Source organism: Winogradskyella ursingii (assembly GCF_013403975.1).
GTDB classification, from domain to species: Bacteria; Bacteroidota; Bacteroidia; order Flavobacteriales; family Flavobacteriaceae; genus Winogradskyella; species Winogradskyella ursingii.
This window is the reverse complement of record NZ_JABFDH010000005.1, coordinates 108,363-120,666: the sequence shown is the minus strand read 5'-3', so window position 1 is coordinate 120,666 and position 12,304 is coordinate 108,363. Positions and strand designations below refer to the sequence as shown.

The following is a 12,304-nucleotide window of genomic DNA, read 5'->3' as shown; positions in this document are numbered from 1 at the left end:
ACAAATCAATTTTAGTTAAAGATTAAATTAAACATATTTGTATCATCAATCAACTAACAAATGAACCAATCAATCAAATCATTTTTTCTATGCAGTATCGGATTCCTTTTCAGTTCCGGTATTGCAATGGCTCAAGTGAACAGAGATTCTCAACTATTTAAAATGCTTAAGGCGAAAGACAGCATTTTATTTAAAAGAGGATTTAACAAATGTGAAGTTGAAAAGAGTGCAAACATTATTGCTGAAGATTTAGAATTTTACCACGATAAAAGTGGCATCACAAATTCAAAAGAAGCTTTTATAGAGACCATGAAAAATGGTATTTGCAACCCAAACAACAGCAATAAAGTATTTCGTTTTTTGGTAAAAGAAAGCCTTAAGGTTTATCCGATGTACAACAATGGTGAACTTTATGGGGCGCTACAAAACGGAACACATTTCTTTTCGACAAATGAAACCATGACCTATGAAAAGAGTGACAATTTTGCCCTTTTTTCACATTTGTGGATTATTGAGAAGAATGAATGGAAATTAAAACGCGTGATTAGTTACAATCATGCTTCCAAATAAATATCGAAACAAACCAATTAAGCTGAAACATTTCAGCAACTAAAACCAAAAAAAATGAACACACTAACAAGAATCATCATCTCGAGCATCTTAGGAATTTTGATGCTATCCTGTAATTTTTCAATGAATTTTGGAGAAGGCATAGACGGCAATAATAATGTAGTAAACGCCGAGCGAAACATTAATGGCAACTTTAAAGAAATTAAAGTAAGCCAAGGATTAGATCTTTACCTCACCCAAAGCAATGATGTATCATTGAGGGTTGAGGCAGATGAAAACCTTCATGATATTATAATGACAGAAGTTGAAAATGATGTTTTAAGAATATACACATCAGAGAACATCAGAAATGCCACATCCAGAAAAGTAATGTTAAGCTTTAAAGATATTTCTGCAATTACAGCAACCAGTGGTAGTGATGTGTATACTACAAACAGTATTAACGTGAATACTTTAGATGTTAAATGTACCAGCGGTGCAGATATGGAATTAGAAGTTAGTACCCAGAACCTCATTTGCAAATCTACAAGTGGTAGTGATATAAAACTTAAAGGAGAAACAGTAAATCTAACGGCCGAAGCAACCAGCGGCAGCGATATTAAGGCTTCCAACCTTAAAGCAGTGATTTCTAATGTAAAAGCCACTAGTGGTGCAGATATTTCAATCAACACATCCAAAGAATTAACTGCCAGAGCAACAAGTGGAGGAGATATAAAATATTTAGGAAATCCCTCAAAAGTAGATGCATCGGACAGTTCTAGTGGTTCTGTTAGAAAACAATAATCAATAAACCGATCTTTCATCAATCAATCAATTTTTCAGAACATATTTCGGTATGTGATGAGGCATAAAAATTAATCTATTTAGCCTTATATTACCAACCAATCCGTACTGAAATTGTTCCGTACATAAAGCCATTTCAAACTCAATATGCAGTTTGGGATGGTTTTTGTATATATTTGTTTAATATCTTTAAATAGTTTCTAATGAAACAAAAATTACACATTTTGATTTTTTTGTTTTTTGCCACTCCAGTGTTAATGGCACAGAGTGATGATAAAATCAAAGGAGACAGAAATGTCACCATCAAACAAACTTACATAGACGATTTTGACTCTATAGTAGTCGATGGAGATTTTGAAGTTGAAATTGTCTTTAACAGCAAACCGTCCGTACAGATCGAAGCTGATGACAACTTACACGCTGTTATAGATTTTCAAGTGGTTGATGGTGTATTGTCGTTTACCGAAACTGTGAGAATTACATCTAAAAAACAATTACAGATTACAGTAAATTATAGCAGCAGTCTAAATAATATTGAAGTTAGAGGCGATGGAGAGCTACGATCTTTGACCTCTATGGAATTAGGGGACGTAAAATTAGTCACGGCAGATAATTCTAGAGCTTATTTAAATATTAATGCTAAAAACTTTAATTATAAAAGTTCAGGAAAATCCAAAACACGCCTGAATCTAACAGCCGATTCTACTAAATTAGAATTAAGCGACAATAGTAAAATCGATGCCTTGATAAATAGTAAAATTGCTGATTTTGATTTGTATCAACGTGCTGATGCTGTTATAGAAGGTACAGGAAATACTTCTCTTATTAGATTAAGCAATTCGGCCAATTTTGATGGAGGAAAATTTACCGTAAAAACTGCAGAAGTAAGTTTAGAAGATAATAGTGATTTAACGCTCGACGTAACCAGTGATATTACAATTAATTCTTCTGGCGATTGCGAAACATATCTTTATGGGACACCAAAAATAACACTTAGTAAATTTGAAGGCACTTCAAAACTTCAAAAAAAAGAACGATAAACAAAAAAGCCGCAGTTGAAACTTCGGCTTTTTTGTTCTTGAGTAATTTCAATTAATTATAGGTAGAAGTCGCTACTTCAAAATCAGCATCTTTTGCCGCTAAATAACGTTCTGCATCCAATGCTGCCATACAACCTGTGCCAGCAGCAGTAATTGCCTGTCTGTATACATGATCCGCTGCATCTCCGCTTACAAATACCCCATCTACATTAGTTTTGCTTGTTCCAGGTATCGCGTTAATGATATATCCTGTTGCATCCAAATCTAAATAATCTTTAAAAATATCGGTATTTGGTTTGTGTCCTATAGCCACAAAGAAGCCCGTTGCAGGAATCTCGTGTTTTTCGTTAGTCTGATTGTTGACAACTCTCACTCCTGTGACAACTTGCCCATCACCCAAAACTTCCTCAGTTTCTGTATTGTATAAAATTTCTATGTTTTCGGTGTTTTTGACACGTCTGGCCATAATCTTAGAAGCTCTAAACTCATCACGTCTAACCAACATAGTTACTTTTTTACACAGTTTAGATAGATAATGCGCCTCTTCACATGCAGAATCTCCAGCTCCAACAATAACCACTTCTTGTCCTCTATAGAAAAAACCGTCACAGACCGCACAAGCAGAAACCCCTCCTCCTAATTCTAGATATTTTTGTTCAGATGGAAGCCCTAAATATTTGGCAGAAGCTCCGGTAGAAATAATAATGGTTTGTGCATGGATTTCCTTTTCATCATTAACCCAAACTTTATGTACTTCGCCAGAAAAATCTACTTTTGTTACCCAACCGTGGCGTACATCTGTACCAAAACGCTCTGCTTGCTTTTGCAGTTGTATCATCATTTCAGGTCCTGTGATACCGTCTGGATAGCCAGGAAAATTCTCAACATCGTTTGTAGTTGTTAGCTGTCCGCCTGGTTGTGTTCCCTGGTACAAAACAGGAAACATATTGGCTCTTGCCGCATAAATTGCCGCCGTATAGCCTGCAGGACCGGAACCTATTATTAAACATTTTACTTTTTCAATTGTATCAGACATATTATATGTTTTATATCATGACAAAAGTAGGATTTTTGGATAAAATCTTACGTCAAAGTTATCAACACTGACTATAACACCATAAATATTATATATATCTCTATTATATGAGAACATTTTTGTAAATTAATAGTGTTTAATAGTAAAATCTTAGCGCCATGAAACCAAAAATCACTTTTCTCATCGGTATTTTATTTATGTTCTTATCTTGTAACAATTCAGAAAAACAGATCGAAGATTCTGATATTGCAAAAGACGACACAGAAGTCACACCTAGTCTAGAAGGAGCTTGGGAACTTGTTGGATTCTACAATTATGCAAATAACGTAGTAGTTGATTCTTTTTCTAACAATACTATTGCCAGACAGGTTAAAATGTATACCGACGACAAGGTGATGTGGTGCAAACTATTAAAAACAGACTCAATTGAATTTTTTGGATATGGATCTTATCGTCATGACGAAAGTAGCTTAACCGAAATTTTAGAATTTGGTTCTGCTTTTATGAATGAGGTCATAGCAGAACAACAAGAGTTCAATTTTGAATTATCTATCTCCCCAAACCGTTTTGAGCAAATAGAATTGGATGATGATGGCAACAGAATTTATTCAGAAAACTATGTACGTATTGAATAAAAAAAAAGCGAATTGCCCTAAACAATTCGCTTTTTGCGGGTTACCAAGCCCATACTAAACTAATAAAGCAATTACCTAATTGTTGCTAACTAAATGCTTAATCAAAAATAGTTTAGTAATTCAATTTTGATATGCTCCAAAAAATCTGTTTTTAACTCTATTGGTCTTTGCACCGAAACAAAGGACAAGTTGTTATATGTAAAAAAGTTATACTTTTATACCTTAAAACTTTCCACATATGTTAAAAACTGCTTCGTTAAAGGCTGATAATGCTGTTGATATCATTAATATGTTAGCAGAGCACCTAAATACATCTACAGAAAAAGATAATAACGAATATTGCTTTGACATACTGGAAAATATGGGCTCAGGTTATATAAAAGCCATAAATTTTGATAGTGGTATTTCTATAATAGAAGCAGATGTGCTATTAAATAAATCACTAAACCTAGAATTTAGAAAAGAGACACTAAATCCTTTAGTGATAATGCTCAATATAGAATCTCCAATACTGCATCATATTTCTTCTTCTGATGAAAATCTAAAAATAGAACGATTTGAAAGTTTAATGTTTTCAAATGATATGAAAGATTATCATTCCATCACCATTAAGGAGAACACTCCAACCAGTTTTATAAAAATATATATTAATAGGAAAGAGTTTGAATCTAAACTTTCAGACTTCTTAGATGATCTTAGCCCTGATCTCGAAACGCTTTTTATGGACTTAAATGGTGTGAATTTATTTCATTATAACGGACACTATTCCTTAGGTGTTTCTGAAGCGCTTGATGAAATAAAAAATTGTGAGCAAGATGGTCTTATGCGCTCCATGTTTATAGAATCTAAAGTTTATGAAATCTTAACATTACATTTTCAACAATACTCAGATGATTTAGAAGGACCAGAAGGACGTAAAATATTGAGACGTTCTACTATGGACAAAATAGAAAAGGCGGCCACCCTAGTTAAGAACGAAATGGCCACGACTTGTAGCGTCAACCAATTGGCTAAAAAAGTTGGTCTTAACCAAAATACACTTCAAGCAGGATTTCAGCACATGTTCAACAGCTCTGTCAATGATTATGTAAGAACTAAACGGATTGAAAAAGCAAAAGAACTTATTGAAACCACCGATTTAAATATTACCGAAATCACTTATAATGTTGGTATTAATTCCAGAAGTTATTTTTCTAAACTCTTCAAAGAAAAATACAAACTCACACCTAAACAGTACTTAAAAAGGTATCGCAATAGTAAAACTGCTTAACGAGACATCCTGTTATATACTATAAATCAAAGACTTGTATAATTATTTAGGGTCTTAAACTAAACAGAAACTGCCCAATACTGTTAGTCTTCGTTTCAATATTGTTAATGCCATTCATTTCAATTTCTTTTTTTTGTAACGCACTCAAAACTATTAGTTGAGCTATTTGGTGCGTTAAAATAATTCGAAAAAAGGGATCAAAAAGATGGAACTAATTAATATAGATCTTTCAATCAATCAACCCGTACTAGAACAAATTAATCATTTTATAAATGGCGATTTAAAAAAACTGCACAACGAGCAAACTTTAAAGTTTAACAACCATCTCGGAAAAGGCACTATTAGAAATATTATTTTCGAATGGGGAATTGCTCTAATTGATTATGATGTTCTTTTTAAAACAAACGTGAAGTTTAACTACAATTTATCTTCATCAAATCCTATTGAGTTCATTTTTGTTTCTGAAGGCAATTTGTCTTATGCCTCAGAAAAGAAAGGTGATAATCAAGAATTATTAGAGCTACAACGTTACCAAAATATCATTCTTTCTAACCTACCAAAATCTCAAAACATTTTTTCGTTCCCAGCGGGTCAGGTTGTTAAACTTAACGTTATACAAGTTTTTGCGAATGATAATTCTGAAAAATCTGGTAATAGTTTAGATAAACTTCAGAATTCTCTCCGATCTATCTTAGACGGAAAAGAAACAAATTTACCGTACAAATATCTAGGCAATTATAACTTGAAGCTTGCTGAAATTATAGAAACTTTAAATAATGAGGAAAATGAAGGTATCGTACGATTTTTGAATATTGAAGGTCAAATCAACCTTATACTGGCTCTACAGATATTAGAACACAAAAGTTTTGAAAATAAGTTATCGCTACCAAATTCTATATCTAAAGAAGATTTGTTAAAAACCAAACTGGTCAGTGATGACATCAATCAAAATTTACAGAAATCTTACACCATAGCAGAACTAGCTAAAAAGTACAACTTCAGTGCCAAGAAAATGCAACTTGGTTTTAAACTTTTATATAACCAGTCTGTTAATGAATATATTAGACTAAAAAAGCTGGATTTGGCCCAAGAGCTAATCAAAAATACAGATCTATCAATTTCTGAGATCGTATATCGGATAGGTTATAAAAGTAGAAGTTATTTTTCGAAAATCTTTTTTGAGAAATATAATATTCTCCCTGTAAAATATAAGGAATTAATAAAAGAGGGACTTATTGCTTCAGAGAAAGAATAGGTAAACCTTTGTATTTGGCAGGCTCTAAAATAGAATCGTATATAATATCATTTTTATAAAATTCTTTTGAAATGGTATGTGCTTCAAAATTCATTGTCTCCCAATAGTCGGGATGATTTATTAATGCATTAATATCCACATCAAACCATTCGTTATAGTTGTCACGGCTAAATGTTAAAGGAAAGTTTTTACCTAAATTATGTATATCTGTCAGTTGGTTATTACTTTTTGAGGTGACGATGGAAAACGACAAAAATCCATCATTTAATATTGAAAAGATACCCGCTATAGCAAACGGTTTATTGTTTTTTAAATGAACGTAAAAAGGGTAGATTTCTCCTTTATGAAGAAAAGTTGTAAAATATCCAGTTACTAAAATGATACACCTCTGCTCATTTGGCAATGCTTTAATCCAAGACAAATTAGAAATGTCCTCTAATGAGATATTTAATGTATTATTTATATTTTGAAAGTTTTTCCAATCTTCATTAAAAGATTGCGGCAATAATCCCCAAATAGCAAAATCGATAACTTTAGAATTTCTTTTACTTAAAATAGGCAACGACTGTTCAGACAATCCGTTGATAATTTCATTTTTCTGGTATAACAACGGATATTTAAATTTTGCATCAAAAGCCGACTCCATGTCCACCACTTCAGCTGTATTTGATAGTTTATAAAACATCGTTTTTATTTGCAATTTCGTGATAATTCTTACTTAAAATTGCCTTGAAAGCACTATATACTATCTCAAAAGATATTAATACGAAAAAGATTATTTACCAAATCATGTAAAATGTCCCCTTAATAACGTTAAAGAAAAATTTTTTTATGATAAAAACTGACAATTAGGATATTAATTTTACATGGAGAGAAATTAACTTTCTCATTTATAATTAGAGTGCTATGAATCATCCATTGTTTTCGACACCAGCAAAAACTCAATTCCTTAATCTTAATGATCTAAGGCAGTCAAAACCAACCCAACATATATACGATTACAATGTTCCACTTAAAGAGGGGAAAGGAATTATAAGATTTTTAAAATTGGATCTTGGCTTTAGGATAGTGGAAATTGATGCCTTTTTTAAAACGAATATTCAACTGAATCTATATCAAGAAGAGAATTACCTCTATTTTATTTATAATACTGAAGGGCAGGTCTTTCATCAATTTGATAAGAGCAAAAAAATTCATCATATTGAAGAATTGAAGCCTACAATTGTTGGCAGCAATAGTAAAGAAAAAGGCGCCTTATTATTTAAACCCAATTCATCGGTTAGGGTGAGTATGATCTGCATAGATCGATCTGTAATTTTTAAGGAATATGAAACTGAAGAATTAAATAATAGAGACGAAGTTAAATTATCAAAAACTGAAGGTTTATTAAAAGCTCTAAATAAGTTAAAAGAAAAATTATATAAATGTGAAATAAATCTTCCTTTGGCAGAACAGTTAAGAGCTATTGAACCTATGGAAATTCCGGATGAGTTTATAGAGCTACTAAATGTAAAAAGTAATTACGAAAAAGTACTCTCCATATTTTTAAACGAGTTTTACAAAGAGCAATATCTAGAAGCTAATCAAACAAATTTAAGTCATCTAGAATCTCAACAAATAAGAAAAATATCTGAATTTGTAATAGACCATATAGAAATTCAGCATAGTATAAAATCACTTTGCAGAGAATGCGGTCTATCACCAGCTAAATTACAAGAAGGTTTTAAAGCAATGCACGGTACAACTGTGTCGGATTTTATAAGAAATAAAAGATTAGAAAAAGCCGAGCGACTCTTTAAAACCACTGATCATAACGTATCTGAGGTGGTTTATATAGTAGGTATTACGAGTAGAAGTTATTTCTGCAAAATTTTTAAGAACAAGTTTGGATATAGCCCAAGCATGTTCATTAAAATGCACCGATCTAAGAATCGACATACACAAATTAGCGTATAAAAAAAGGCCTTGTTTTCAAGGCCTTTTTTTGTTTGTAAAAACGTGTTTATTTAATCTACAGAATCTTCTACGTCATCCACTACATCCTCTACATCGTCTGCCACATCGTTATTAGTTTCTCTGCAACTGGTAAATGCAGTTGACACTGTAAATAATAAAGCAAACATTAAAAGTAATTTTTTCATAATAATTGATTTAAATTAGTAATTGGTTGATATATATAATTGACTATAAATTTCGAGATTTTCAATCAACTATACATGCTCTAAGATAACAAAAATTGACTGATATGCTTAAATTATTTGAGTTTTCCAGAAAATAAATTGCAGTATGCACAAAAAAAAAGCGATTCAACATTGTAAGTTGAATCGCTTTCTTTTACTACTATCTAGATTATCTTAAATTTTCTAAAGACTTAATTTGAGATAAATCTGTTGAAATTTTATTTTTGTGAGCTTCTAAAACCGCACGAGTACTGCTTGGTAAGCTTGCTTCTTTTAAGACATCACTATATTCATCTACCGATGCTTTCTCCCCTCGTATAGCCTCTTCAAGCATTGACTCTGCATCATCTGCGCTAAACAAAGCTTTTACATCCATCCAAGCTCTATGCATAGCACCTGTCACACTACCACCTTTATCTACCTCTTTACCAAAGGATCTAATTTCTTGTTTTATTTCATGTCCAAAATCTCTTCTTTGATTGGATTTTCTTTCAAAAAATGTTTTTAAACCAGAATGATCCACATTTTCAGCAGCTTTATGATATCCTTTTTCGGCATCATAATTCTTCTCTAGCAAATCATTTAATTTGTTTCCTATTTCTTCAGAGTACGTTTTCATATTTATTTATTTTTTTAGTTGTAAGGATAGCTGACGCTAAGTGTGTATCCCATTAACACTTTATAGCATGATTTATACTATTATCATAAAGTTAAGGTCAAAACACTTCAAACCTTAATCCGTTTAAAACAGAAATTAACACAAACAAATTATGCCTTTAAATTAGGCTTGTAGGTACTTATTAATGACAGCATTGAAGACTCTGTATGATTTAAACCAGAGTATTTTTTGGAATATTTTTTTGAGAAGTAGGGAGCAATAGTTGAGTCTATATAACTTTCGGTAATCAGTGGGTGTGCGTAGTACTTTCTTACAACGTTTCTAGTATTACCCAGAGCTTTTGCTGCAGCGTCAATAGCAGTAAGTACATTTTTTTTTGCCTTATCCTCATTCTCCTCCAAACCTATGGACATGAGTGTTTCAAAACAGATTTTACTTGCGCCCCAAGTCCTAAAATCTTTAGCAGTAAATAAATCTCCCGAAATGTCGTGGATATAATTATTAACCATGGTACTATTTATGGTATGCTTTTCACCATGCTTATCATAATATTTAAATAATTCCCAACCTGGGATTTCTTCGCATCGTTCAACAAGTCGAATCAGTTTCTTATTCTTAACTGTAACACTATGCTCTTTTCCTCGCTTACCGACAAATTCAAACTTCATTCTATTGTTATAAATATCTACATGCTTGCTCCTTAATGTTGATAAGCCATAGGTGTTGTTGGATTTAGCATAATAAGAATTACCAATTCGTATATGAGTTTCTTCGAGCAACTTAACCACTAAAGCTAAAACTTTTGTCAAATTCCAATCCGAACCTTTTAAATCCTTATTTACGCGACGTCTCAGTTTTGGGAGTTGCTCTCCAAAAGCATACATTTTAAAAAACTTCGTTTGGTTTCTAAGAGTGCTCCACAGCTCATGATATTTATATTGTTTCCTGCCTTTTTCATCTCGTCCAATTGCTTGCATATGAGCTTTTGGAATGGAGGCAATTCTCACATCCTTCCAGGCTGGTGGAATAACCAAATTATTGATACGGCTTATGGTTTGGTCAGAGGAAATTTTTTTACCGTTTTTAAGATAGAAGAAATTACCGTCTCTAAGGCGCCTTTCTATATCGAGAATTTCATCAGAGGCATATACTAATCCAAAATTATCTATTAAAAGTTCAGGATCTGTATAGAGCTGGTTGGCAAATTCTAAGTTTATCTTCTGAGATTTCATTAAATCACGTAGTGTACTTAATTACCTATGCTCTTCCATATAGTTGTTATAGGCAATAGCTAAATCAGTCTTCTGTTTTTCTGTTAAGACCTTACCAGAAAGTTGAAAAAAAGTGTGCTCTTCATCCTCTAGGTGATGTTCCACTTTATGTTTTAGCTCTTTCGCAGTTTTTAGCCAAGCAGAAGAATCCTGCCCTGTATCTTCCAATTTTTCTACCAGCTCGTCGATTTCATGGTGTTCAGCAATACCGTGTCTAGCATGTTCCTGCATCATATCACTCGGTATTAACGGCTTATAGAAGTGACGTTCTTCTGCATTGGCATGAAGATCTAGCTCTTTTCTAAGCTCCTTGAACAAATGCGTACGTTGCTCCGTGTCGCCAGAGGTTTTTACTAGTTTATCTAACAAATTTCTTTGAATGTCGTGATCCTTTCTTATAGCTTCAAAAATGGTCATAGTATTAAATTTAATAACAAAGCTATAAAAACTAGACCTACGGCTTTTAGCTCAAAGACTTAAAAATTTAACTTGTTTAGGTCGTTTGCACCTAACATGTTTAATTCAATTTAATATTTGTTTAACAAAACAATAGTTAGTCTAACCTTAAGTTTGGCTAAATTTGCTTAGAATTTATATTTATAAAAATTTGAAAATGATAGAAATCGCAGTTCATCCATCTGATAGTAAAGATTTATTATATCAGATTAGTCAACAACTCAATGCCGAAATTAATGAGCGTTGGGGCGAGCATGTTTTAAATGTTAAAAACAATTTGGCTATAGGTAAAATAACGTTTATTCCTTTTGATTGGGGCGTTAATTTATTGGATTTTGACATTACCTTTCAGAAAGATTTTGTTTTAAAAATTGAGGCAGAGGATTTTAATCCGATAAGGTTTATCTACAATCTGGAAGGCTCGTTTACACATCGTTTTAGCATTGACAACAAAGAGCACAAAACGGAACAATTCCAATCGGTAATTTTCACCAATAGATCAGAAGGCAAAAGTTTTATACATTTTCCTAAAGGAGAAAAACTTAAAATAAATATCATCCAAATTGTCCGTAAAGATTTTCTAAAAAAGCGTACAACCAATGTTTCAAGCTTAAATAAGAAACTTTATGATGTTTTTATGGACCAAGATTACGAGAAAAGATTTGCCCATTATGGTGAACTTAATTTAAAAATGGCAGACCAAGTTAAAGCCATACATAAAATTAAGAGTAAGGGCATGCTTAAAATTTTAAAAGTTGAAGCAAAGGTGTATGAAATTTTATCAATGCATATACAGCAGCATGAGCGTTCTACAACCGGCAGATCCATACCACCATCTTTAACCAAAAAGGAGTTAACCTTAATCAAGCAGATAAGTAACGTTATACAAAAAGAACCGGCTAGACCGTATTCGTTAGATTTACTCTCATCTAATTATGGTCTGTCTCAGTCTAAATTGCAGGATGGCTTTAAATTTTTATTTAAAAGAACTGTTACTGAATTTATTAGGCACGTAAGACTAGAGCAAGCTAGAGATCTAATGAAATCCTCCGATCTCAATATCTCTCAAATTGTTTATACAATTGGCTTTACGAGCCGGAGTTATTTTTCTAAAATTTTTAAGGAAAAATTTGGAATATCACCTAACGAATTCAAAAAGCAGATTGTCTCTAAGGTGAAATTAATGTAA

Annotated in this window: 14 protein-coding genes; 8 read left to right on the top strand and 6 right to left on the bottom strand. The window is 32.4% G+C overall.

Going from position 1 to position 12,304, the window contains the following annotated elements:
* Positions 1–60: 60 nt before the first annotated feature.
* The 3 genes from HM983_RS13350 (at position 61) to HM983_RS13340 (ending at position 2,393) form a co-directional block, all read left to right on the top strand.
* Positions 61–570: a DUF4440 domain-containing protein gene (locus HM983_RS13350; RefSeq protein WP_179346175.1), complete on the top strand. Its 510-nt coding sequence runs from the start codon at positions 61–63 to the stop codon at positions 568–570.
* 54 nt (positions 571–624) lie between these two features.
* Entirely contained in the window at positions 625–1,353 is a 729-nt protein-coding gene (locus tag HM983_RS13345; protein WP_179346174.1) for a head GIN domain-containing protein, read from the top strand.
* 203 nt (positions 1,354–1,556) lie between these two features.
* Complete coding sequence (locus HM983_RS13340) at positions 1,557–2,393, top strand: GIN domain-containing protein (RefSeq protein ID WP_246277516.1); 837 nt, start codon at positions 1,557–1,559, stop codon at positions 2,391–2,393.
* Positions 2,394–2,445: 52 nt separating this feature from the next.
* On the opposite strand, the gene trxB is transcribed toward HM983_RS13340, so the two are convergent.
* Positions 2,446–3,429, bottom strand: a complete 984-nt coding sequence (trxB, locus tag HM983_RS13335) for a thioredoxin-disulfide reductase (protein WP_179346173.1) — start codon at positions 3,427–3,429, stop codon at positions 2,446–2,448.
* A 158-nt stretch (positions 3,430–3,587) separates the two neighbouring features.
* Here trxB and HM983_RS13330 point away from each other — a divergent pair, with 158 nt between their 5' ends.
* From HM983_RS13330 to HM983_RS13320, 3 genes are all read left to right on the top strand, one after another.
* Positions 3,588–4,064, top strand: a complete 477-nt coding sequence (locus HM983_RS13330; protein WP_179346171.1) for a hypothetical protein — start codon at positions 3,588–3,590, stop codon at positions 4,062–4,064.
* A 238-nt stretch (positions 4,065–4,302) separates the two neighbouring features.
* The gene (locus HM983_RS13325; protein WP_179346169.1) at positions 4,303–5,334 is read left to right on the top strand and encodes a helix-turn-helix domain-containing protein; all 1,032 of its coding nucleotides are present in this window, start codon (positions 4,303–4,305) and stop codon (positions 5,332–5,334) included.
* A 205-nt stretch (positions 5,335–5,539) separates the two neighbouring features.
* Positions 5,540–6,589 (top strand): helix-turn-helix domain-containing protein, encoded by a 1,050-nt coding sequence (locus HM983_RS13320; protein WP_179346167.1) that lies wholly within the window; start codon positions 5,540–5,542, stop codon positions 6,587–6,589.
* On the opposite strand, the gene HM983_RS13315 is transcribed toward HM983_RS13320, so the two are convergent.
* Positions 6,567–7,274 carry an SOS response-associated peptidase family protein gene (locus HM983_RS13315; RefSeq protein WP_179346165.1) on the bottom strand — a complete coding sequence of 236 codons (708 nt, stop codon included), beginning with the start codon at positions 7,272–7,274 and terminating at the stop codon, positions 6,567–6,569. The genes HM983_RS13320 and HM983_RS13315 overlap by 23 nt on opposite strands.
* A 221-nt stretch (positions 7,275–7,495) precedes the next feature.
* Between HM983_RS13315 and HM983_RS13310 the strand changes: the two genes are divergently transcribed.
* Entirely contained in the window at positions 7,496–8,545 is a 1,050-nt protein-coding gene (locus tag HM983_RS13310) for a helix-turn-helix domain-containing protein (protein WP_179346163.1), read from the top strand.
* Positions 8,546–8,595: 50 nt separating this feature from the next.
* Here the strand turns inward: HM983_RS13310 and HM983_RS15970 are convergent, their stop codons facing one another.
* The 4 genes from HM983_RS15970 to HM983_RS13295 form a co-directional block, all read right to left on the bottom strand.
* On the bottom strand, positions 8,596–8,730 hold the full coding sequence (locus HM983_RS15970) for a hypothetical protein (RefSeq protein ID WP_262886487.1): 135 nt from the start codon (positions 8,728–8,730) through the stop codon (positions 8,596–8,598).
* A gap of 208 nt (positions 8,731–8,938) precedes the next feature.
* Positions 8,939–9,388 (bottom strand): ferritin-like domain-containing protein, encoded by a 450-nt coding sequence (locus HM983_RS13305; protein ID WP_179346161.1) that lies wholly within the window; start codon positions 9,386–9,388, stop codon positions 8,939–8,941.
* A 149-nt stretch (positions 9,389–9,537) separates the two neighbouring features.
* Positions 9,538–10,620 (bottom strand): DNA topoisomerase IB, encoded by a 1,083-nt coding sequence (locus tag HM983_RS13300; RefSeq protein ID WP_179346159.1) that lies wholly within the window; start codon positions 10,618–10,620, stop codon positions 9,538–9,540.
* A gap of 21 nt (positions 10,621–10,641) precedes the next feature.
* Positions 10,642–11,076 carry a hemerythrin domain-containing protein gene (locus tag HM983_RS13295; RefSeq protein WP_179346157.1) on the bottom strand — a complete coding sequence of 145 codons (435 nt, stop codon included), beginning with the start codon at positions 11,074–11,076 and terminating at the stop codon, positions 10,642–10,644.
* Between the two features lie 196 nt (positions 11,077–11,272).
* Between HM983_RS13295 and HM983_RS13290 the strand changes: the two genes are divergently transcribed.
* Entirely contained in the window at positions 11,273–12,304 is a 1,032-nt protein-coding gene (locus HM983_RS13290) for a helix-turn-helix domain-containing protein (RefSeq protein ID WP_179346155.1), read from the top strand.

Excerpts from the sequence above, each read along its gene's own strand:
- HM983_RS13350 (WP_179346175.1), top strand. The coding sequence starts at position 61 with ATGAACCAATCAATCAAATCATTTTTTCTATGCAGTATCGGATTCCTT.
- HM983_RS13345 (WP_179346174.1), top strand. The coding sequence starts at position 625 with ATGAACACACTAACAAGAATCATCATCTCGAGCATCTTAGGAATTTTG.
- HM983_RS13340 (WP_246277516.1), top strand. The coding sequence starts at position 1,557 with ATGAAACAAAAATTACACATTTTGATTTTTTTGTTTTTTGCCACTCCA.
- trxB (WP_179346173.1), bottom strand. The coding sequence starts at position 3,429 with ATGTCTGATACAATTGAAAAAGTAAAATGTTTAATAATAGGTTCCGGT.
- HM983_RS13330 (WP_179346171.1), top strand. The coding sequence starts at position 3,588 with ATGAAACCAAAAATCACTTTTCTCATCGGTATTTTATTTATGTTCTTA.
- HM983_RS13325 (WP_179346169.1), top strand. The coding sequence starts at position 4,303 with ATGTTAAAAACTGCTTCGTTAAAGGCTGATAATGCTGTTGATATCATT.
- HM983_RS13320 (WP_179346167.1), top strand. The coding sequence starts at position 5,540 with ATGGAACTAATTAATATAGATCTTTCAATCAATCAACCCGTACTAGAA.
- HM983_RS13315 (WP_179346165.1), bottom strand. The coding sequence starts at position 7,274 with ATGTTTTATAAACTATCAAATACAGCTGAAGTGGTGGACATGGAGTCG.
- HM983_RS13310 (WP_179346163.1), top strand. The coding sequence starts at position 7,496 with ATGAATCATCCATTGTTTTCGACACCAGCAAAAACTCAATTCCTTAAT.
- HM983_RS15970 (WP_262886487.1), bottom strand. The coding sequence starts at position 8,730 with ATGAAAAAATTACTTTTAATGTTTGCTTTATTATTTACAGTGTCAACT.
- HM983_RS13305 (WP_179346161.1), bottom strand. The coding sequence starts at position 9,388 with ATGAAAACGTACTCTGAAGAAATAGGAAACAAATTAAATGATTTGCTA.
- HM983_RS13300 (WP_179346159.1), bottom strand. The coding sequence starts at position 10,620 with ATGAAATCTCAGAAGATAAACTTAGAATTTGCCAACCAGCTCTATACA.
- HM983_RS13295 (WP_179346157.1), bottom strand. The coding sequence starts at position 11,076 with ATGACCATTTTTGAAGCTATAAGAAAGGATCACGACATTCAAAGAAAT.
- HM983_RS13290 (WP_179346155.1), top strand. The coding sequence starts at position 11,273 with ATGATAGAAATCGCAGTTCATCCATCTGATAGTAAAGATTTATTATAT.